The sequence below is a fragment of the Shewanella sp. 5_MG-2023 genome (assembly GCF_030547465.1).
GTDB lineage: Bacteria > Pseudomonadota > Gammaproteobacteria > Enterobacterales > Shewanellaceae > Shewanella.
Window position 1 is genome coordinate 38,186 of sequence record NZ_JAUORC010000030.1, and the last position, 22,131, is coordinate 60,316.

Consider the following 22,131-nt stretch of genomic DNA (forward strand, 5'->3'; position numbering starts at 1 on the left):
AAAAGCATTGGATGATGCTTTTTTGCACGTTTATTGTGCTAACTTTTTCCTAAAGCCGCGTTAATTGCAGTAAACTATTTCAAAGCTTGTAGTAAAATAATGTTCGGATTTATTTATCACGTCATTGACGTTGTTTAAGTACTATAGTTGCTAGCATTATTTATCTAATGTTTAACAGAATTATTTTTTAGAACCTATTACCGAATTAAGGGTAGAGTTAAATGCGCAGTCAATATTGTGGAGACGTCAATAAGTCTCATCTTGGTCAAGAAGTCACCTTAGTAGGTTGGGTAAACCGTAGCCGTGATTTAGGTGGCGTGATTTTTTTAGATCTTCGTGACAGAGAAGGGATTGTACAAGTTGTTTATGATCCGGATTTAGAAGATGTTTTCAAGGTTGCCAGTAGTTTACGTGGTGAATTTTGTGTACAAGTAAAAGGCGTGGTGCGTGCAAGACCAGAAAGCCAAATTAATGCACAAATGAAAACCGGTGAAATTGAAGTATTAGGTAAAGACTTAGTTATTATCAATGCTTCTGCGCCGTTACCACTAAGCATGGATAACTACCAAAACAATAGTGAAGAGCAGCGTTTAAAATACCGCTACTTAGATTTACGTCGCCCAGAAATGGCTGACAGAATCGTATTTCGCTCTAAAGTGACTAGTGCTGTGCGTCGTTTCCTTGATGACAGCGGTTTTTTAGATATTGAAACGCCAATTTTAACCAAAGCTACACCAGAAGGCGCTCGTGATTATCTAGTTCCAAGCCGGACCTATAAAGGTCAATTCTTTGCCTTACCTCAGTCACCACAGTTGTTTAAGCAATTGTTAATGATGTCTGGTTTTGACCGTTATTACCAGATCGTAAAGTGTTTCCGTGATGAAGATTTACGTGCAGATCGCCAACCAGAATTTACTCAAATAGATATCGAAACTTCTTTCATGTCGTCAGATCAAGTGATGGCGAAGACTGAAGAAATGGTTCGTGGTTTATTTAACGACTTATTAAATGTCGATTTAGGTGAATTTCCACGTATGCCATATGCAGAAGCTATGGCACGTTTTGGTTCAGACAAGCCTGATTTACGTAACCCACTAGAGTTAGTGGACATCGCTGATTTGGTTAAAGACGTAGAATTTGCAGTATTCAGTGGTCCAGCTAACGATGTCGAAGGTCGTGTTGCGGCATTACGCATTCCAGCAGGCGCATCTTTGTCTCGCAAACAAATTGACAACTACACTAAGTACGCTGGCATCTATGGTGCTAAAGGCCTAGCGTGGATGAAGATTAACGACTTATCTGCTGGCATTGAAGGTATTCAATCACCAGTACTTAAATTCTTAAACGAAGAAATCGTTAACGAAATTATCAGTCGCACAGGTGCGCAAACAGGTGACATCGTGTTATTTGGCGCTGATAAAGCCAATGTTGTTGCTGAAGCAATGGGAGCACTACGTCTTAAAGCCGGTGAAGATTTTGACCTACTTGAAGGTGAATGGCGTCCATTGTGGGTTGTTGACTTCCCAATGTTTGAGAAAATTAATGGTGGTTTCCACGCTGTTCACCATCCGTTTACCGCAGCATGTGATGTTACCCCGGAGCAATTAGAAGCGGATCCAGCCGCTGCGATTTCAGATGCATACGATATGGTATTAAATGGCTGTGAATTAGGCGGTGGTTCAGTGCGTATTTATAATGCAGAGATGCAAAGCGCGGTATTCCGTATCTTAGGTATTTCAGATGAAGAAGCCAACGAGAAGTTTGGCTTCTTACTTGAAGCATTACGTTATGGTACACCACCTCATGCAGGTTTAGCCTTTGGTTTAGATCGCATTATCATGTTAATGACAGGTGCAAGCTCAATACGTGATGTAATGGCATTCCCTAAAACAACCACTGCGGCATGTCCGTTAACTAATGCCCCTGGTTTTGCTAACCCGCAGCAGTTAGTTGAATTAGGTATCAATGTTATTCCGCAAGAGAAGCCCGCTACTGAAGAGTAATCTAAAGTTTGGCTACATTGATAAAATAACAAACCGAGGCATATGCCTCGGTCTGTTTTTATAATACCTAAGTGTGTAATCTAACAGGTATTGAGACCGGAAATTTAAAGGACTTACCATGGCTGGACACAGTAAATGGGACAATATTAAGCATCGTAAAGCGGCCCAAGATGCCAAGCGTGGCAAATTATTCAGTAAATTTATTCGTGAGTTAACCGTTTCAGCACGAGAAGGCGGATCAGATCCAGATGCTAACCCGCGTCTACGCGCCGCAATAGACAAAGCTTTATCAAATAATATGACCCGAGACACGGTAGAGCGCGCAGTAAAACGTGGTGCCGGCGAGCTTGATGGTCAGCAGCTTGATACCATTATTTATGAAGGGTACGGCCCAGGTGGCACCGCAGTGATGGTTGAAACCATGACCGACAACAAAAACCGAACTGTCTCTGGCGTACGCAATGCATTCAGTAAGTCAGGTGGTAACCTAGGCACCGATGGTTCTGTCGCTTATATGTTTACAAAATCTGGGGTCATTTCATATCCAAATACTGTCGATGAAGATCTACTGATGGACGCTGCCTTAGAAGCGGGTGCAGATGATGTGGTTTCCCATGATAATGGTGCATTTGATGTACTCACCACGCCTGATGCATTTGGCAGTGTTAAAGATGCCCTAGATGCTGCTGGTTTTGAAGCAGTAAATGCCGAAGTCACCATGATTGCCGGTACTAAAGCCGATTTAGATGCTGATACCGCAGCTAAATTTATGCGCTTGATCGATAATTTAGAAGATCATGATGATGTTCAAGAGGTTTATCATAACGCTGAAATATCAGACGAAGTAATGGAAAGTCTAGGTTAAGGAAACCTTAAAACCGTGACAACAATATTAGGCATTGATCCTGGTTCACGAATTACCGGATACGGCGTCATCAAGTGCCAAGGCAGACAACAACTGTATTTAGGCAGTGGCTGTATTCGAACCTCAGCAGATGATTTGCCGACTCGATTAAAACAAGTTTTTGATGGCATTACAGAAATCATCAAGCAATACCAGCCGGATCAATTTGCCATTGAACGGGTTTTTATGGCAAAAAATGCCGATTCGGCTCTAAAGCTTGGGCAAGCACGCGGCGCCGCCATTGTGGCGGCCATGAATGCTAATTTGCCGGTTGCTGAATACAGTGCAACCCAAATTAAAAGTGCTGTTGTGGGGACGGGGCGCGCGCAAAAAGCGCAAGTTCAGCATATGATCCAGCAAATTTTTAAATTGCCTGCTGCGCCTCAAGCTGATGCTGCTGATGCACTTGGCGTTGCTATTTGTCACTACCACACTTATCAAAGTTTAATTGCGCTGGGTGGAAAAGCTCAAAGCCGCACATATGGAAGATACAAATGATTGGAAGATTATGCGGATTGGTGGTTGAGAAACAGGCCCCAGAAATTGTACTTGATGTTAATGGCGTTGGTTACGAGTTACAGGTACCAATGACCAGTTTTTACGAGTTACCGGAATTAAACCATACCGCAATGCTATACACCCACTTTGTGGTACGTGAGGATGCGCAATTACTTTATGGTTTTATTACTAAGCAAGAGCGGGCGTTATTTCGCTTATTAATAAAAACCAATGGTGTCGGCCCTAAACTGGCGCTTACCATTTTGTCAGGTATGACCGCTGGCGAGTTTGTTAATTGTGTTGAGCGTGATGATATCGTGACCTTAGTAAAACTTCCCGGTGTCGGTAAAAAAACTGCAGAACGCTTAGTTATTGAAATGCGCGATAAACTGAAAAGTTTACTCGAAGCTTCCGTTGGCTCCGAGCGTGAGTTTGCATTGCAAACTAACTATCAACCTGCAGTGGTTGAAAACAATGCCGAAGAAGATGCTATTGCCGCACTAGTATCATTAGGCTACAAACCCGCGCAAGCGAGTAAAGCGGTTATAACAGCTTATTCAGACGGCATGACCAGCGAAGTATTAATTAAAGCCGCGCTAAAATCGATGCTTTAACTCCGGTATTTAATTGCTTAATTAAAGAGATATAAATGATAGAAGCAGATCGCTTAATACAACCACAAGAATTTGAGCAAGAAGTACATATTGATAGGGCGATGCGCCCTAAAATGCTTGAAGACTATACAGGTCAAGATGATACTCGCGCCCAGCTTAAAGTGTTTATAGAGGCAGCGCTTAAACGTGAAGAGGCCTTAGATCATATATTGATTTTTGGCCCTCCAGGTTTAGGTAAAACTACGCTGGCGATGATTGTTGCCAATGAAATGGGTGTAAATATTAAGTCTACTTCAGGACCTGTACTTGAAAAAGCGGGCGATCTCGCTGCACTACTGACAAACCTTGAACATGGTGATGTGCTATTTATCGATGAAATACACCGCTTAAGCCCAGTAGTGGAAGAAATTCTCTATCCTGCAATGGAAGATTATCAATTAGATATTATGATTGGTGAAGGACCTGCAGCACGTTCCATTAAACTGGATTTACCACCCTTTACTCTAATTGGCGCCACCACCCGAGCAGGGGCGTTAACGTCGCCTTTGCGCGCCCGTTTTGGTATTCCACTGCGTCTTGAGTTTTATAACGTAAAAGATCTTTGTACCATTGTGACTCGCTCAGCCAAAGTCATGGAATTACCCATCGATGAGCAGGGCGCCTTTGAAATTGCAAAACGCTCAAGGGGAACACCTCGTATCGCTAATCGTTTGTTAAGACGTGTTCGCGATTACGCTGAAGTAAAGCATGATGGCTTTGTAACTGCAGAGGTCGCACAAAAAGCGCTGGATTTACTTGATGTTGATTTAGAAGGCTTTGATTATCTAGACAGAAAATTATTATTAGCCATCATTGATAAGTTCATGGGCGGGCCAGTGGGTTTAGATAACCTTGCCGCAGCTATTGGTGAGGACAGAGAAACCATTGAGGATGTATTAGAGCCATTTTTAATCCAACAAGGCTTTATACAAAGAACACCACGTGGTCGAATTGCAACAGATAGAGCATATCTGCACTTTGATATCATAAAACCAGCAGTTTAATTTGTTGTAATAAAAAATGGAAAGCTAAGGCTTTCCTTTTTTTTTACTTATAAATAATGGTGCAGTATTGAATAAATATTCATTATTAACTTATCGACGAATTGTAACATTTATAAATGATTAAAAATAAAACATACCGGATGGCATAATACTCAATTGTTAAATTGTAATAACCTAACACCTGCTTGTGTTGTACTTGTTAAAACCTAATGCTATTTAATTGAGCCATACAAACAATCCTACAGATAAAATTACCTTTCATTGTTATAAATATACTTGTTTAAATAATAACCACAGTTAATAATTCTATAAAGACCCAGTACTGGTGCGGGTTACAGTGTTTTAGATCCTAAACAGATCTTAAACTGAATAAAAACTGACTAAATAAATTTTATATGGCGCAAGCTTCAATAATATTGTGTGATCACTGTCACATATATTCGTTTTGATAAGTATTAAAAATGTTATTTTTGCACTAGATGATAACACTTTATTTGATGGTTATTGGCAGTGTTATTCACTGCTAAGTAAAATAAATTCTATTTTAGCGCGATAGCTACTTATTAGTGTTAACACTTGCACTTGTAAGTTATTAACAAGATAACGGTCAAAAGTTAAAGGTTAGTGGTTTGACGAAATATCTCTGGTTATACAGTATCTAGTTCAACGCAAATTTAAATACTTATTTAATTGCGTACATAGAATAAGAAAAGATATCACCAGGGAGCTACAAATGCTTAAAAGATCTAAATTATCAAACAGCGTAAACGTCGCGTTATTAGCGTCAGTTTCAGCTGCTTCAGCCGTTTCGGTAAGTGCTTACGCAGCAGAAGAATCTGCTAACGTAGAAAGAATTGCAGTAACGGGCTCCCGTATTCAACGTCAAGATATGGAAACAGCATCGCCTGTCACCACGATTGACGCCAGTGCTATCAAAGCGGAAGGTTATAACTCTGTAGATGAAATTCTACAATCTCAACCTGCTATGGCCGGTATGGCTGCAGGTGCGACCACCAACAACGGATCTGATGGTGTAGCGCAAGTTGATTTACGTGGTATGGGTTCAAACAGAACATTAGTACTGTTAAATGGTCGTCGTATGGTGAACTCAGGATCTGGCGCAGACAGTGCAGTCGATTTGAACACTATTCCAGTTGCAATGATTGCTCGTGTTGAAATCTTAAAAGATGGCGCATCAGCAGTATATGGTTCAGATGCTATTGCTGGTGTTGTTAACATCATTACTAAAAAAGACTTTGAAGGTTTCCAGTTTGATATCAATGGCGGTGCAACTGACAAAGGTGATGGCGAGAACCTAGAGCTAAGTGCATTATATGGTTTTGATACCGGCAAAGGTAACGTGACTTTTGGTTTAGCTTACTCAGAGCGTAAAGGTGTAATGCAGGGCGATCGTGATTGGGTTGCTAAGGGTGATAGCTCTTTTATTCCTGAAGGCACTTTAGGTGGCAAACAAATTAACCCTGAGACTGGCGAATGGGGCGATCGTGAATACGGATACGATTTCACCCAAGATAGCTGGTTACAAACGCCAAATAAACGTTACAGTTTTTTTGCTAATGGTAATCACGAATTCTCAAATGACATGATTTTAAGCGGTGATATCCTCTACACTAAACGTAAATCTAATCAAATGATGGCAGCTCAACCAGCTAACTTAGATTTAAAAGTTTGTGAAGGCAATATTAAGCAAGATGACTGTATTACATTAGACGATGCAATGATTGCTGGTGGCGTTGCTGCTGATGAAGACGGCATGATCAACTACCGTAAACGTATGAATGATGTTGGTAATCGTGTTTATGAACAAGAAACAGATACCCTACGTGTATCTGCTGGTCTAGCCGGTTATTTAGATATTAATACCGGTATGGACTGGGATGTGTCTTATACCTACGGCAGTAACAAAGCTGATACTTGGGTACATAATTCAATTCACCAAGGCAACATGATAAAATCAATCAATGCGAATCAAGATGCATGGTTTGGTGGCGATCCTATGAGCCAAGAGATGATTGATGCCGTTAGCTACACAGAGCAAACTGATGGCGGTAACGATCAACATGTTATTGCTGGTGTGATCAGCGGTGAAGCATTTGATTTAGATGCTGGTGCAGTGGCTTTCGCAATCGGTGTAGAGTACCGTCATGAAAGTGGTTATTACAATCCAGATCCAGTAATTATTGCTGGTGAAGGTACTGCAGCGCAGCAAGATCCAACTGATGGCAGCTTTGATGTATTCTCTGTTTACCAAGAAGTCAGTGTCCCTTTCACTGAAAAATTAACTGGTGAGTTTGCACTTCGTTATGATGATTACTCTACTTTTGGTAGTGCTGCAACTTGGAAAATGGGCTTAACTTATGAGGCGACCGATGATTTAATGCTTCGTACAGTAGCTGCTACTGGTTTCCGTGCGCCAAGTGTCAGCGAATTATTTGGTGGTAACTCAGGTTCATTCGACTACCTAGATGATCCTTGGGGTAATGAGTTAGATGACCAAATTTTAGTTAACTACACCTCAGATGAAAACTTAGATGCTGAGTCGTCAGAATCCTATACTGCTGGTTTAGTTTACTCACCAAGCTATGTTGATGGTCTATCTATCACACTTGACTGGTGGAGATTTAAGATTGATAACGCGATTTCTCGTTTAGACGTTCAAGCAGGTCTAAATAACTGTTTTGCTGGTGATGTAAGTGCTTGTGAAACTTTTAATATTGGCGCTAATGGTGATTTATCTGACCTAAGTAACCCACTAACGAACGTTGGTTATCAAGATACATCAGGTATTGATTTTAACTTAGCATACAGCTTTGAAGCATTTGGTTTGGATTGGAAAATCAATAACGATCTGACTCACTTGATTAAGTTTGAGCAAGATGGCCAAAATTACACTGGTACAATTGGTGGTATGTTCGGTGGTTACGCTGAATACAAAAACAACTTCAACATAAGTGCAAGACAAGGTGATTGGAGTGTAATGTATTCGAACCGTTATATTGGCGAAATGAATGACATCAACACGGATGCTCCGATTGATTCAATTCTTTACCACAATGTTTCGGCAACGTATTTCTTCAGCGACGCAGTCTCAGCTAACATTGGTGTGAAAAACTTAACCGATGAAGAGCCACTGATGATCCCAAGTGAAAACGATGCAGGTACAGTTCCTGAAGTGTATGACACCATTGGTCGTCAAATCTACGCAGGTGTATCATTTAAGTTCTAAGCAATTAAAACTTATATGAATCCAATAAAAAGCCAGCTAACGCTGGCTTTTTTGTATTGTCACCAAGTGACAATCTTAGTTAGATAGTTATTCTAACCATTAAGCTAATTTTTTGCTGATTTTTAACCTAAGCCCTGAGTCGCTGACTTCATTTGGATGAGTTCTATTTTGTAACCATCTGGGTCTTCTACAAAGGCAATTTCGGTGCTTCCACCTGCAACAGGGCCTGGTGCGCGAGTGATATTGGCGCCAGCAGCTGCAATGGCTTCACAGCGGGCGTATATGTCTTCTTCGCCAATAGCTAAATGCCCAAAACCTGTACCCAAATCGTAGCTCTCAGTACCCCAGTTATAAGTTAATTCAACTACAGCTTGTCCAGTTGACTCATCCCCATAACCGACAAAGGCGAGGGTATATTGATATTGCTTGTTTTCTGATTTTCGTAATAATTTCATCCCCATAACTTGGGTATAAAACTCAATGCTACGGTCAAGGTTGCCGACACGGATCATGGTATGAAGAAGTTGTGACATAATATTCTCTATAATTGAATGTATGTAAGTAACTGTTCAAGCATAACAAATTTTCATCTGAGATATAAAATTGATTTCAGGTTAAAATTTACGTTTTAGTTCACAGTTTTGTTGTTAAACAATAGGAAAATAATTATTAAAAGCTAAAATTAACTTATATTCATTTGGAGACAAGATAATGACAACAGAACTAAAAATGGCTCTTGGTACCTCAGTAGTAATCGCAGTATGTTTCAGCGCATTTTTTGTATCAATGTTTTAAAACTTGCTGAAAATATTCACAAAAAACCGCTTATAGCGGTTTTTTTGTGCCTTAAATTTGACTTGGTCAAACTAAGTACCTGTTTGCTTCTTTTTATGGGTAAGTTTTGCAGCTTTAGCAAATATGTTAGCTAAGCAAGAACACAATGGTGCTGAAAACATATAAGGTATTTTTAGTTTATTAATCAGCACTAAAACAGCCAGCGGTGCTAACAGGGCAAAGATAAAACCGATAACAAGCTGTTCGATAAAAGAGTGTATGCCTAGTTGACTTAGTAGTGCTCTAGCGGCTCCGCCCGCAACAACATGCATCAGATATATTGCCATTGAACAGCGACCTAAATAAGCAAAAAAACTTAGGTTAAATTTTGCCAGATGAATAGATAAAGAAACGATAAAACCAATTGAAATTATAGCCAGTAACAAAGACTGTATACCTCTATCACGATATTCTAATGACAGATAACCGTGAAATATCCATTGCCCTAATATGAAAGCCAAAAATAATCCGACAAGGGCTAATTTGCTATCAAGCCACTGCGTTTTTATATGCAGTGAAAAAATAATTCCTAGCGCGAAAAAAGCTGTGTTTTCAGTAATATAATTGATTATTTTATCATCTGAAATCATCGAGCTAGTTAAGTACATTATAATGCTGAAAATGCCAAATACAGCGCTGAAGCGTTGTGGTAATAAACGATATGCTAGCGTCGATAATGCAAAGATTAACAATAAAGCATATAAGAACCAAAAATGTGCTCTAGGGGCCCACAACAGTGAAAGGACGTCAGTAAAAGAGGGACTTCCATTGGTGTAGCTAGGTAAAAGTAATTCTAATGAACCTTGTAACATTGACCACAATAAGTAGGGGTAAAAGATAGTATCAATTTTACTGAAAACTAATTTTTTCGGTCCTCTTTTTTGTAATGATGTAACAAAGAATAACCCTGATAAAAAGAAAAAAAGCGGCATGTGAAAACTATAAACTAGGCTATCAGCAAGTTTGTAAAAAGGAACGGGTAAGTCTATGCCCGAATGATAAATGCCACGGGCTACATGTCCATACACCACTAACATAATGCCTATTGCTTTAGCGTATTCAACCCAAGCTGTGTCTTTCTGTGTCACGAAATGTCCTTTTCTAAATGTTGTGCTTTAAACCACAAATAATTCTTGCTACGCATTGAGTATTTAGATGAATTAGCTGTAAAGGTTATGACGGATAGCTGCAAGTATCATTAGCTTATAATGATAGCAAAATAGATCATAGTATTAACATTTTATTAATACAAAAGTATTAACATTTTATTAATACAAAAGTATTAACTGATTTGGGCGCGGGATTGTATTTACAGGATGGTATTTAACAGTTTAACCATTGCCAATTGGAAGGCAATGGTTCGTAGAGATGCTCTAATAAAAAGTACTAAAAAGATAACATTAAATGATTAATCTTCTGGGTAAACCTTATCTTTGTATTTCTTTTATATTTACCAAAAATAAATTCAACTCAGTGGGTGAGTGAGTGAAATTGACCGCGCGCCGTGGTTTACAACGGTTTATCTTCCAAATTTTGCTTTACGAAAATAGTAAGATTTGTAAACTTAGTGCTTTGTTAGCTGAAATTCATACAAATTCACACCAGTTATTCTTTACAAAATAATATCAAATTTAAAATGACTGCTATATCAAATTTCTTTTTTGTAGGCTTGGTAAGGCGATGGCCTCAATGCGTGAAACCATCACTTTGCCAAAGTATCCTGAGTAATGATGGTAAGGTAAAAGTACCTTCGTAACTCGTTTTTGGACAATTCCGTTTTAGCGAAATTGCTAATTCAGCAACACATGGATCATTAAAAGTATGGCAACGTCACTTAACTAACCCACTCAATCTTTATTAATGGAGCAGGCCAGTTCATCTTATGCGGGATGCACATTAGTTCAAATCAGTTAGCTCAAACTCACTAAATTCAGCAAAGTTGGGCACAGTGATTCTGCCGCTAAAGGTGTAAAGCATAACGCCTTGCTCGTGCCCTGATAGTGCGGCAGTGCTTATAATTGACTGCCATGTGTCGTTATCTTGCGTTCGATAATAAGCGCGAACTTTAGTGTCGCTTCTTTCAAGCTTTACCGATACTGTCGACTCACCGAATAATAAGCGATGTTTAATATCAGGCTGACCATTTTGTTCTACAACAAACACCAGCGATCGCGCACCCATAAACATCTCTTTACTGATTTTTATATAGTTATCATTGTCCCAGTAAATCCCTAGTCCAGCCTGCTCGAAACTGAGGTTCGGATCTAGATTAATCGTCACCTCCGCGCTGTATTCTGGCTTGTCTACCGGATAAATAAAGATGTTTTTTACATCATTAGCGCCAGCACCAAAGATATTGCCCTCTTGAACTTGCATTGTAAGCACTTCATTTTTAAACGACCAGTGCTCTGGGTTTTCATTTTGAATCGTCCAATTATCTAGATTGTTTATCATTGCGCTGTTCCTTACTATTAGATCATACGTTGGCGGAGTTGATAGAAAATATCGTCAAGATTGCCAAGATTTTGCAGCTTAATTCGGTCTAGTTCTTTTTGTACGCTGTCATACATAAGCTGATTTCGCATATCACTCAGTGTGGCGTAATAGTGCATGCGGCGACCTAAAACAAAGTTATTCTGGTCGTTTTCACTCATCATCATAAAGTGCTCAATGGTGCGCAAAAATGTCTCTTTATCTTGTGGTAATTGTCCATTAAGTTCCGTCAATACATTGATGCCATGGAAGTTGCCATAATTACCCGTTATGCCGTCTAGCTTGCTGATAAGCTGATATTGTTCTTCAAGCATCTCTCGCTCTGTTAGTGGTGTAAATTGGCCGTTTTGTACTAACTCATCCAATTCAGTTCCCGATTTAACCGCCAGCGAGAGTATGCGAATTTCGTCTGGGTTGATTTGATTCAGTAGCTCGGCCGTTGCTGCGATATGTTGCTCTGACAGTTCTTTTCCACCTAAGCCAAGGATAATGAAGGTCATCATTTTCATACCCGCTTGCTTGGCATATTCGGCTGACTTCAAGATTGATTTCGGGGTGATCCCCTTTTTCATCAGTTTTAGAACCTCGATAGATCCCGACTCCATACCGCAGTAAAGCATGTTTAGCCCAGCATCGCAGATTGCTTTCATCTCCGCTGGCGATTTTTTAGTCATGGTCTGCGCCCGGCCATAAGAGCTGATCTGTTTAAGCTCCGGAAAAGCCTCTTTCAGTGTATTGAGCACGTCAAGTAAGTCTTGGGTCTCCATGGCGAATGAGTCGCCATCTTGCAAAAAACAGCTATCAAAGGTTCTGTTTTTATAAAACGCCCTCGCCGCCCAGATATCACGCTTAATATCTTCAACCGGACGAATAGAGAACTCCATGCCTTCAAAAAGGGTGCAGAACTTACATTTATTCCACGGGCACCCTTGTGTGGTTCTGATAAGCAAACTGTCTGCTTCTGATGGTGGGCGTATTGGGCCCTGTTGAAAATGTATCTGTGACATGGCTATTTATCCAATGAATTGAAATTGATTTGGCCATCCTACGGCAAATTTTACACGGTAAAAACGCGGTATTATTTGAATTATTATCAAAAACAAATAGATAAATACCGTACACATCACCACACAACGCGATCTAATTCCCTCTTTATGGTCAGACTTAAAAATCAATTCTCAAACTAAATTTGATAATAAATCAATTTTTAGACTGTTTTTACTTTGCAATAATCACCGTAATATACACCCAAACCAACAACGCAGCACACCATCAGCTGCTTCAACTCCATACAAAGGAACACACTATGACTAAGCTAACTATCGTTGCAAACATCGTGGCCAATGAAGACAAAATCGAACTGGTAAAAGCAGAGCTGTTGAAATTAATCGACGTCACTCGTGCCGAAGACGGTTGCATCAACTATGACCTCCACCAAGACAACGAAAACCCAGCACACTTCACTTTCTACGAAAACTGGGTATCACGTGAACTTTGGCAAGCACATATGGGTAATCAACACCTTGCCGATTATATGGCAGCAACTGAAGGCTGTGTGGCTAGCTTCGTTGTAAACGAAATGACCCAAATCGCTTAAGCCAACTTTGTATTCCCCCATATTTGAGTCAATGGCTTTAAAAGTTTTTTGCTCAAATACACTTGTTTTCATCTACGTATTTTCTTGGTTTACATATCATGATCACAGACCTTTGGTTTTATGTTGCAGCGATACCTGCCGTTTTTTTCTATGGCATGGGCAAGGGAGGGGTCGGCGGTATTTTGGGGATGCTATCGGTACCTTTGATGGCGATGAGCGTATCGCCAGTTCAAGCCGCTGCGATTTTATTACCATTATTGTGTGGTATGGATTTAATGGCGCTGTTTTACCACCGCAAGAACTGCAATTACGTCGAGCTAAAAAGTATGATGCCCTTCGCTATTTTGGGGGTGATGAGTGCTGCTTATTTTATGGGTAGTCTGTCAACATCTGTAGTTGAACTTATCATTGGGGGGCTGGCTTTGGTCTTTTTAACACAAAAGTTTCTGCTAAAGCAGGTTCAATTTAGCCACCCGATAAAGGGCTATGCCTTAAGTATGTTGTCTGGGTTTTCCAGTACAATTGCCCATGCCGGTGGCCCGCCTGCAAGCATGCATCTACTGCCAAAAAATCTGCCGAAAGAACAATTAATCGGCACCAGCGTAGTATTTTTCACGGTGCTTAATTTTATTAAGTTGATCCCATACAGCTATATGGGGCTGCTCGATATGCAAAACTTGATGACCTCGTTAGTTTTGGTGCCGATTGCGTTTTTAGGGGTTAGAGCCGGTGTGTGGATGGTGAATATCATCTCTCAAGAGTTGATTTACAAGATAAGTTATAGCGTTCTGTTTCTTACGGGAACAAAGATGCTCTATTCCGGCCTCACGGCACTTTAAATGCGATTTTAAAACCTCTTTTTCTTTTATCATAAGGTCACGTTATGTCTAACATTATCAATCTCGGGGTTACCGATTTATCTTTTCATCGCGTTACTGCATCGATAGTTAGCCATGTCTTAACTGATATGGGTTTTCAGGTGGAACGTGTCTACGCACCACATCAAGAAAATTTCCAAAATCTAAAAGCGGGCCGTATCGACATGCTCTCTTCGGCCTGGTTACCTTCAAGCCACGGTATCTATAAATCCGATGTTGAAACGGTAGAGCCTTTGTTAGAGTTAGGTTTGCACTATAAACCGTACGCTCTATGGGGGGTGCCCGATTATGTACCTGAAGAGGTTGTTTCACAAATCAGTGACCTATTAAAACCAGAAGTCGTTAAGCGCACCAACAAACACATTCAAGGTATTAACCCAGGTGCTGGCATTACCCGATTCTCTATTGAAATGATGGACCAATATGGATTAAGCGATGTGGGTTATCATTTTCACTCTGGTTCAGAAGAGGATTGCTTTGGTGCCTACGAACGTGCGGTTGAAAATAATGAGTGGGTTATTGTGCCATTGTGGAAACCACAGTTCTTGCACCACCTATTTACTATCCGTGAATTAAAAGAGCCCAAAGGATTATTGGGTAGCGTTGATCGCGCCATATTATTACTTCGACAAGAAAGATCAATCGTATTTACCCCAGCACAGTTGGCACAGCTAGATCAATTGCGCTTTTCAAATGAAATCATCGCAGAATTGGATTACAAGGTTTGCCGTGCGGGATTAGCGGTTGATGATGTGACTCGTGAGTGGTTGGACAACCATCAGTAGTTAAGACCATCACCGCTTTACTGAGGGCTGGCAATTTCCACGCCCTCACAACCTCAACAGTTAACCCAATAGAATCTCTTTGTCCTTCATTTGGATTAGAATCTGTTCGGTCTTTTCTCTAAGCATATCCCTTAATAGGCGGACGGTTGGGGTAATAGATTGTCGGCTTGGGCATATTAACCAAAGCTCAGTGGAAGTCGGTTTATAGTCTGCCATTACATTGACCACTTTCCCTGTTAGCAAGTCATCGGCCATATCGAGGCAAGACTTGATTGCTACCCCTTTCCCCGCCACACACCAGCGCCGAACAAGATCGCCATCATTAGATGCTCTGTTACCTTTCAGTTTTACCTTAATGTCCTCTTTTCCATCATTAAACAACCACTCATTTTGCAAAATATCATGTAACTGGTAAAACAGGGCATTATGTTCAAGCAGATCATCTGGCTCGGATGGAGTACCGTATTTTGCTAAATACTCCGGGCTGGCGCACAACAGCCTTGGCACATCACAAATTTTAAAACCGTACATACTCGCATCGGTTGGTGAGCCATAGCGCAGCGCCATATCAACAGAATCTCGATAAAAATCGATGTTGCTGTCACTGATACTGGAGCGAAGTGAAACGTCTGGGTAGTCCAACAAAAATTCATCAAGCCAAGGTGTGACCACATTTCGGCCCAAATCAGACGAAAGGGCGATGCGGATCTCTCCATCAATAATCCCTAGCTCTTCACGCATGTTCATTTTGGCTTTTTCAAGCATCTGCAACGCCTCTTCACACTGAGGCAAATAACGCTCGCCGGCAGAAGATAAGCGTAAATGACGAGTCGTTCGTACAAATAATTCAGCCCCTAATGATGCCTCAACACGTTTCACCGCCGCACTTGCCGTTGCCGTGCGCATATCCAGATTTGTCGCAGCAGCAGTGATGCTGCGAAACTCTGCGACTTTTAAAATGACCTGAAAATCCTCTAAGAGCATAACCGTTACCTTTTAATCAGTGTGTTAACAAAATCTGAAAATGACTATCCCTTTATATCGCACCACATGAAATATTAAAAGATTATTATCAAATTTTAATTGGCAATTATTCAATTGACGGGCTGTTTTTCATTGGCAATGTTCGCACTATTATACCTCCATACCAACAACGCAGTGCGCTAAGCACGACACTAACTCAGAACGAAGGAAACTCCTATGACTACATTAACGATTGTTGCAAACATCAAAGCCAATGACGACAAAATTGAACTTGTGAAAGCTGAGCTACTAAAACTTATCGAGATAACTCGTGCTGAAGAAGGTTGCATCAACTATGACCTTCATCAAGACAACGACAACCCAGCGCATTTTACTTTTTATGAAAACTGGGTATCACGTGAACTTTGGCAAGCTCATATGGGCAACCAGCACCTTGCTGACTACATGACAGCAACCGAAGGCTCTGTCGCAAGTTTCACTGTCAACGAAATGACCAAGATCGCTTAGTTAAAAATTAACGTATTTAAACATTCAATTATCAAAATAGATTTGAAAGTATTTACAATATAAGTCAGTAATTGAGTGTAGTACCTGTACTACATTTAGTGAGTAACTCAATATGACATGACGAGTTGCCCTATCACTAAAACATTAAAGACATCAAAATTACCGACGATTTCGGTATCAAATTTAAAAGGAACATCCCATGACTACATTAACGATTGTTGCAAACATCAAAGCTAATGACGACAAAATTGAACTGGTGAAAGCCGAGCTACTAAAGCTTATCGACATTACTCGCGCTGAAGAAGGTTGCATCAACTATGACCTTCATCAAGACAACGAAAACCCAGCGCATTTTACTTTTTATGAAAACTGGGTATCACGTGAACTTTGGCAGGCTCATATGGGCAACCAGCACCTTGCGGACTACATGACAGCAACGGAAGGCTCTGTCGCAAGCTTCACAGTCAACGAAATGACTAAGATCGCGTAACGACAACATAAAACAAGCTTGTTATAGCACTATGCCCTGACTAAAACGGTTAGGGCATCAAAGAACACCAATGAGGCTCGACATGAAAAATATCAAAATCTTACTAACACTTGCGACTGCGATGATAGTTAACACAGCGCAAGCGGCTGATATCGAAGTGGTTGCCAAGCTTGATGGCACACGACCAGGGAACATTACAGTAACGAAGCAGGGGCGTACTTTCCTTTCTATGCAACCCCTTGATGCACCTGAACTTCGTGTTGTTGAATTGATGAAGGATGGCTCAACCAAAGCATTTCCAACCCAAGACTGGGCAGATGGTCCAGATAAAGGTGAGGTTGGTTTGGCTTCAGTAATCGGTATTGATAGTACCGATGATGGTGTTGTGTGGGTGTTAGATATGGGCAGTGAAACTTCGCCTTCGCAAATTGTTGCATGGGATACCGTCAACGATAAGCTATTTAAACGCATTGAAATTGGAAAAGACGTACAGGTCGGTAACTCTTTTTTACAGGATTTTGCATTAGATACACTGCGTAACCAGATATACATTGCCGATACGAGTTTAGGTAATCTGTATGGCGAAGCTGCGCCTGCCTTTGTTGTTGTAGATTTAAATACAGGTAAATCTCGCCGCGTTTTGCAATCAAATAAAGCACTGCTTTCACCTGAGCATGAAGTTGTGATTGATAGTTCTCGTATGGCGACAAAGCGTGAAGATGGTAGCGTTGATGCGCTTTATCTTGGTGTGAATCCAATCACTATTGATGCAAATAATGAATGGCTATATTTTGGTACAGTCAATGGTAGTGCTATCTACCGTATTCCTGCCGCTGCTCTTGCTAACACAGCGCTTAGTGAAGATGCATTGGCCGAGCAGATTGAATTTTTCAGTGAAAAACGTCCAAGTGATGGCATGATTATCGCAGATAACGGTGATATCTATGTCGGTGATATTGAGAAAAATGCTGTTGGTGTGGTGAATAAAGACGGCTACAAAATCTTTGCACAAGATGACAAGTTATTGTCATGGGCAGATGGTTTCTCTATCCAGGGTGATTACTTGTACGTCACTCAAAACTCTCTTCACTTCCACCCTGCTTTCAACGAAGGCGAAGAAGGTTCAACCAAGCCATACCATGTGCTTCGAATCAAACTTAACTAATTGATGGTCTTTATGGCGGGAGTCATTCTCTCCTGTCCTTATTTTTCAATTCAATAGCGAGCCCATCATGAAAAATTCACGATAAAACCGAGTCGAGACCTTATCCAGATGTCTGAATTTGCCTCATCTGCTGTTGGCGGAGGTGATGTGATTGCTGACGGTAGCAAGGTTACACATCTTCAGGTTGGAACCGCGTGGTTGGTCTGTTTTTTCCGACTTGGGACACTGTCGCGATCAATCAAGGTAGCAACGATGTGGCCAGAGGCGGAGGCAGTACTGATGGTATGTTAGCTCAGGAAGTGGTTGGTCATGAAGATCGCTTTATAACTTTTCCAGATCACCTTTCTTACGAAGAAGCATCAACTGTAGTGGATCAGTAAATTTGGCCACATAGTCAGAACTCTAGACATAAGGAAAAGTAAGTCTAATCGCGTGTCTTGAAATTAGCCTCAATCCTGCTCTAGCTTGTTTTGGGGCAATTCCGAGTTACGATGAACAAGTGCTGCTGAACCTTCTGATAACTTATTCTATGCCAAACACATCAATTGACTACAAAGTAGTGGCCAGTTTTGCTAAACCACCACAATCCGATTCTTAAGTTTCTAGACCGTCCGTATAATCACCGCAATTCACTTAGCCCCAAAGCTATAGCTTCTTGCCGAAATCGCCCTAAAATATTAACGGTTTTGTCATACGAGCTTGTTAAAAAATGTTCTTCAACGGTTTCACTCTTTCCGTTAAAGGTTGAATGATCAATGAATTTATCATTCTCACAGAATTTGAGTTCTAATGAAGGGCTAGCCTTGCTTTCCTTAGCAAATGTTACCTCTGAAGAAGCTTCATTATTAGCATCTTTTTCATCACAATCTTTCATCTTTTCAAACTGAACGACATCAGCTTCAATAGGTACATCTTGCTTAACTCTATAAGCATATTCCAACAGCTTTGGTTCAGCAGGCATATACATAATAGCCTCTTGATTCGGTGAACTTGTCATTCTAAGTATTCGACCTAAAATTTGTCTATAATGCATTTCTGTTTTGATATTTGTTAGGTGGCAGCAAACCTGTAATCGAGGGATATTAGTTCCTTCACTAATCATGCCTACCGAAATAATCCATTTAGTTTTTGCATGTCTAAATTGTTGAATAATATTACTAGGATCATTTTCTTTGTACGTAACAACAACGGCATCTATGTTAAAATAGCCTTTCATTAATCTTGAAATCTGTTTTGCATGCTCAATGGATGAAGCGACGATTAATCCTGCTGCATCGGAGTTTTTCGCTCTTATTGATGTTAGTTTTTTTTGTGCTGAAGATACGATGTACTTAATGACCTTTTCGTTTTCAATAACTTCCTGATACGAAATGATTGACTCAGACAGTAAAGACTTAAAGCTCGTAAAGGTTTTAGTTTCATCGTCATCAATAACTGAAATGTTATTATTATCCACAGCTATTATCTGCGGAATTCGGCAAACACCATCCTGAATAGCCTCAGCAAGCCCATAAACGTAGTCACATGAAATTTTATAGCTTGGGTGTATATAGTTAGAAAGAACGATAGGAGCAGCGTCTGAGCGCCAAGGGGTTCCTGTTAGTGCTAGTGTGTATTTAGCTCTACCTTTGATGTTTAATATTATTTGTTCTCCCCATGCATTTGCATTCTCAATATTTGATCCTGCGCAGTGGTGGATCTCATCAAAGATTGCAAATACTCGATATCGAGAAAATAGCGCCCAAAATTTTGCATCGAGATGCTGTAAGTTTTGGTATGTCATAGATTGCCCTTTAGCACCCAACAAACCATCAAATCGTTCATTAATTCTCAATTGTAAACTTTGACTGAAGTCTTGAGATACGATGGAGGAAGGTGAAAAACAAATGACTAAATCAATCAGGTCGTTTTTCAATAATTGGTCGGCTAATTCAGATGCCATCAAGGTTTTACCTGCGCCAGGTGTTGCTAGGGCTAAAAAGTGGCAGTTGCCATTCAAGTATTGCTTTAATGCTTTATTGATACAACTCATTTGCCATTGTCTTAATTTCATATTTTCTCTAATGGTTTTAATTGCTTAAGTAGGCCTTCAATGGCTCTAATTTTCCCTAGGATTTTAGTGTTATTGTCTCTGGCTATGTTGTATTGCGGTTGTATTTCATCAACTAATTCAGGGCATTCTGAATAAAGCTCCTTGTATGCTTCTGACTCTCCTAAATTCAATAACAATTCAGCTTTATAGTGATTCAACTTGCTAAGTAATTGCTCTTGCTTACCATCAGGCTTCTTAAGTGATTTTATTGATTCAGACTTAACTTTTAAGGCTATTGCTTCAACGTCAAAACCAACTGTCTTTTTAAAACGAGTTAACCCTTTTTGTTTCGGTATTATTTTTTTAAGCCAGCCTTTTTTCACCAGCTTTAAAAGTTCGGCATATATTTTTCTTCGAACAATCGAAGGGTCTAAAGAGATATCTCCTTTCAATGCGAAATAGGCTGAACGGACATCATTGGTGGTGAAGTTGTCAAAGTTTTTCACCAGAATAATTTGAGCAACAATAGGGTCCAGTTTCAAAGTAAATCCTGATTCAATTAAATATAATAATGGGTATTATAGGGCGTGGTGCTTTAGCGCTCAACATGAAAATCTAATCATTTTACCTAAGGGAAAACTAGGGTGAGTGATTTAGTTAAACAGTTTGGTGATATGTTGCGCCTAAAGCGCAAAGACGCAGGTTATTCTCAAGAAGGTTTTGCCGCCTTTGTAGGTATTGAAAGAGGCAATTACGGCAAGATGGAGCGAGGCTTAGTTAATATAAAATTAGAAACCTTGTACAAATTGGCTAATGCGTTAAATTGCGAATTTGAAGAGATCATGCCGCCAAGAATAAAGTATAAAATTAATTTAGATTAGTCTAAAACATTCTAGTATCACATTCGTGATTCTTTAACCGCGACGTATACGACCTCTTGTCAATTGTGGCCTACGCAAAAGAAACCCACACGCGTAAAGAGCGCGTAGCAACAGGCAGTACAGGCAGTACAGGCATATCAAGTTTTGCTAAACCACTACAGTTACACGACAAGGATTTTATAGGAGCTTAGCGGGTCGGTGGCATCTTATTGAACGTGATACCACCCCTTCTAGCGTAAACATTTCACTGCTCGTTATTAAGGCAGGATCATAATCAGTATTAGCTGACAGCAGCAGTTGATTATGAGTATCAATAATTTTGCAAACAAATTCACCGTTATAACACCCGACGATCACATCGTTATTTTTAACGGTTAACTGCCTATCAACCACAAGAATATCGCCATCAAAGATGCCGACTCCATGCATCGAGTCGCCCTTAGCTTGACCTATAAACGTAGCGCTTGGGTGCTCTATTAGTAAATCATCAAGGCATAAGGGTGATTGCTTATATTCTGCGGCCGGGCTTTCAAAGCCTGTAATACCAGCACTTGCGTATATAGGAATAATCTTCATAACTAACACCACTGTACTTATATACAGTTATGGTAGTTAATTCTATTATTTTTGCAAGACTTTCTGAGTTCCATCTTGGAAGTATCGCTGCACTAGCTCTTTTCGCAGAATGGTAATTTTTTTATCAGCACTAATGCCCACTTTATCATTAGGCAATATCACGATTTCAATATCATCTAATAGATTGCCATGGGCATCATGCACCCCAGAGAGCACAACTGATTCATCTTTCAGGCGGGTTAAATACAACATAAAACATTCCTTGTTTTTAATATGTCGATAAAGTGTAGACCATTTTTATTAATTGTGAATAGAATAGATAAAACCCTAACGCCATAAATAATAAGGATATTTAATGTCTAGGAAAAATAAAGGATCTATGCAAAAATTTAAACTGCTACTAGAATCAATTGCTAATTTTAAGATATTTCGATGCGTTGGTATCTTAGCTTTTCTCACCGTCATGGTTTCCTATGCAGTGGTATGGTGAATTTGGCCACTTTTTTAGAGCATACCTAGCTTATTTATGCCCCTTTGTTTGTTAGAAAGGGATTGAATCAAGTTTTAAGACTTAGAAGTCTGGCTTGCTTTTCCTCAAGT

The 22,131-nt window shown here is 40.1% G+C and carries 23 protein-coding genes; 14 read left to right on the forward strand and 9 right to left on the reverse strand.

The genetic code is table 11. The features are described 5' to 3' along the window. Window positions 1–221: 221 nt before the first annotated feature. From aspS to Q4557_RS16595, 6 genes are all read left to right on the forward strand, one after another. Window positions 222–2,003: an aspartate--tRNA ligase gene (aspS, locus tag Q4557_RS16570; RefSeq protein ID WP_303414039.1), complete on the forward strand. Its 1,782-nt coding sequence runs from the start codon at window positions 222–224 to the stop codon at window positions 2,001–2,003. 118 nt (window positions 2,004–2,121) lie between these two features. Next, complete coding sequence (locus Q4557_RS16575; protein WP_102437211.1) at window positions 2,122–2,868, forward strand: YebC/PmpR family DNA-binding transcriptional regulator; 747 nt, start codon at window positions 2,122–2,124, stop codon at window positions 2,866–2,868. Window positions 2,869–2,883: 15 nt separating this feature from the next. After that, the gene (ruvC, locus tag Q4557_RS16580; protein WP_102475520.1) at window positions 2,884–3,405 is read left to right on the forward strand and encodes a crossover junction endodeoxyribonuclease RuvC; all 522 of its coding nucleotides are present in this window, start codon (window positions 2,884–2,886) and stop codon (window positions 3,403–3,405) included. Continuing rightward, window positions 3,402–4,019, forward strand: coding sequence for a Holliday junction branch migration protein RuvA (gene ruvA, locus Q4557_RS16585; protein WP_102437215.1), 618 nt, complete (start codon window positions 3,402–3,404; stop codon window positions 4,017–4,019). Before ruvC ends, ruvA begins: the two co-directional genes overlap by 4 nt. A 35-nt stretch (window positions 4,020–4,054) precedes the next feature. Next, window positions 4,055–5,062 (forward strand): Holliday junction branch migration DNA helicase RuvB, encoded by a 1,008-nt coding sequence (ruvB, locus tag Q4557_RS16590; protein WP_303414043.1) that lies wholly within the window; start codon window positions 4,055–4,057, stop codon window positions 5,060–5,062. A 733-nt stretch (window positions 5,063–5,795) separates the two neighbouring features. After that, on the forward strand, window positions 5,796–8,309 hold the full coding sequence (locus Q4557_RS16595; protein ID WP_303414045.1) for a TonB-dependent siderophore receptor: 2,514 nt from the start codon (window positions 5,796–5,798) through the stop codon (window positions 8,307–8,309). A 122-nt stretch (window positions 8,310–8,431) separates the two neighbouring features. On the opposite strand, the gene gloA is transcribed toward Q4557_RS16595, so the two are convergent. The 4 genes from gloA to Q4557_RS16615 form a co-directional block, all read right to left on the reverse strand. Beyond that, window positions 8,432–8,842: a lactoylglutathione lyase gene (gene gloA / locus Q4557_RS16600; RefSeq protein WP_102437219.1), complete on the reverse strand. Its 411-nt coding sequence runs from the start codon at window positions 8,840–8,842 to the stop codon at window positions 8,432–8,434. A gap of 333 nt (window positions 8,843–9,175) precedes the next feature. Continuing rightward, window positions 9,176–10,231, reverse strand: a complete 1,056-nt coding sequence (locus tag Q4557_RS16605; RefSeq protein ID WP_303414046.1) for an acyltransferase family protein — start codon at window positions 10,229–10,231, stop codon at window positions 9,176–9,178. A gap of 808 nt (window positions 10,232–11,039) precedes the next feature. After that, a complete protein-coding gene (locus Q4557_RS16610) occupies window positions 11,040–11,597 on the reverse strand; it encodes a DUF1349 domain-containing protein (protein WP_198589518.1) in 558 nt (185 codons plus the stop codon). Window positions 11,598–11,614: 17 nt separating this feature from the next. After that, window positions 11,615–12,643: a radical SAM protein gene (locus Q4557_RS16615; protein WP_055023927.1), complete on the reverse strand. Its 1,029-nt coding sequence runs from the start codon at window positions 12,641–12,643 to the stop codon at window positions 11,615–11,617. A gap of 299 nt (window positions 12,644–12,942) precedes the next feature. On the opposite strand from Q4557_RS16615, the gene Q4557_RS16620 reads away from it, so the two are divergent. From Q4557_RS16620 to Q4557_RS16630, 3 genes are all read left to right on the forward strand, one after another. After that, window positions 12,943–13,233 (forward strand): putative quinol monooxygenase, encoded by a 291-nt coding sequence (locus Q4557_RS16620; protein WP_102475384.1) that lies wholly within the window; start codon window positions 12,943–12,945, stop codon window positions 13,231–13,233. A 98-nt stretch (window positions 13,234–13,331) separates the two neighbouring features. Further along, window positions 13,332–14,072: a sulfite exporter TauE/SafE family protein gene (locus Q4557_RS16625; RefSeq protein WP_055026565.1), complete on the forward strand. Its 741-nt coding sequence runs from the start codon at window positions 13,332–13,334 to the stop codon at window positions 14,070–14,072. 44 nt (window positions 14,073–14,116) lie between these two features. After that, window positions 14,117–14,896, forward strand: coding sequence for a glycine betaine ABC transporter substrate-binding protein (locus Q4557_RS16630; protein WP_102475383.1), 780 nt, complete (start codon window positions 14,117–14,119; stop codon window positions 14,894–14,896). A 60-nt stretch (window positions 14,897–14,956) separates the two neighbouring features. Here Q4557_RS16630 and Q4557_RS16635 read toward each other — a convergent pair whose 3' ends face one another. Then, window positions 14,957–15,880 (reverse strand): LysR family transcriptional regulator, encoded by a 924-nt coding sequence (locus Q4557_RS16635; protein WP_303414067.1) that lies wholly within the window; start codon window positions 15,878–15,880, stop codon window positions 14,957–14,959. A gap of 216 nt (window positions 15,881–16,096) precedes the next feature. Here Q4557_RS16635 and Q4557_RS16640 point away from each other — a divergent pair, with 216 nt between their 5' ends. From Q4557_RS16640 to Q4557_RS16655, 4 genes are all read left to right on the forward strand, one after another. Continuing rightward, the gene (locus Q4557_RS16640; RefSeq protein WP_102322248.1) at window positions 16,097–16,387 is read left to right on the forward strand and encodes a putative quinol monooxygenase; all 291 of its coding nucleotides are present in this window, start codon (window positions 16,097–16,099) and stop codon (window positions 16,385–16,387) included. A gap of 199 nt (window positions 16,388–16,586) precedes the next feature. Next, window positions 16,587–16,877: a putative quinol monooxygenase gene (locus tag Q4557_RS16645; protein WP_055026561.1), complete on the forward strand. Its 291-nt coding sequence runs from the start codon at window positions 16,587–16,589 to the stop codon at window positions 16,875–16,877. An 82-nt stretch (window positions 16,878–16,959) separates the two neighbouring features. Further along, the gene (locus Q4557_RS16650) at window positions 16,960–18,042 is read left to right on the forward strand and encodes an L-dopachrome tautomerase-related protein (RefSeq protein ID WP_303414071.1); all 1,083 of its coding nucleotides are present in this window, start codon (window positions 16,960–16,962) and stop codon (window positions 18,040–18,042) included. Between the two features lie 194 nt (window positions 18,043–18,236). Then, entirely contained in the window at window positions 18,237–18,422 is a 186-nt protein-coding gene (locus Q4557_RS16655; RefSeq protein WP_102530869.1) for a hypothetical protein, read from the forward strand. Between the two features lie 239 nt (window positions 18,423–18,661). Here Q4557_RS16655 and Q4557_RS16660 read toward each other — a convergent pair whose 3' ends face one another. Together Q4557_RS16660 and Q4557_RS16665 are read right to left on the reverse strand one after the other, a co-directional pair. Further along, complete coding sequence (locus Q4557_RS16660) at window positions 18,662–20,095, reverse strand: DEAD/DEAH box helicase (RefSeq protein WP_102437144.1); 1,434 nt, start codon at window positions 20,093–20,095, stop codon at window positions 18,662–18,664. After that, complete coding sequence (locus tag Q4557_RS16665) at window positions 20,092–20,616, reverse strand: hypothetical protein (protein WP_102437142.1); 525 nt, start codon at window positions 20,614–20,616, stop codon at window positions 20,092–20,094. The genes Q4557_RS16660 and Q4557_RS16665 overlap by 4 nt, the downstream gene beginning before the upstream one ends. 102 nt (window positions 20,617–20,718) lie before the next feature. Between Q4557_RS16665 and Q4557_RS16670 the strand changes: the two genes are divergently transcribed. After that, complete coding sequence (locus tag Q4557_RS16670) at window positions 20,719–20,955, forward strand: helix-turn-helix domain-containing protein (RefSeq protein WP_102437140.1); 237 nt, start codon at window positions 20,719–20,721, stop codon at window positions 20,953–20,955. Window positions 20,956–21,132: 177 nt separating this feature from the next. Here the strand turns inward: Q4557_RS16670 and Q4557_RS16675 are convergent, their stop codons facing one another. Together Q4557_RS16675 and Q4557_RS16680 are read right to left on the reverse strand one after the other, a co-directional pair. Further along, on the reverse strand, window positions 21,133–21,531 hold the full coding sequence (locus tag Q4557_RS16675) for a LexA family transcriptional regulator (protein WP_102437138.1): 399 nt from the start codon (window positions 21,529–21,531) through the stop codon (window positions 21,133–21,135). 45 nt (window positions 21,532–21,576) lie between these two features. Next, window positions 21,577–21,783, reverse strand: coding sequence for a carbon storage regulator (locus Q4557_RS16680; RefSeq protein WP_102437136.1), 207 nt, complete (start codon window positions 21,781–21,783; stop codon window positions 21,577–21,579). Window positions 21,784–22,131: the final 348 nt, after the last annotated feature.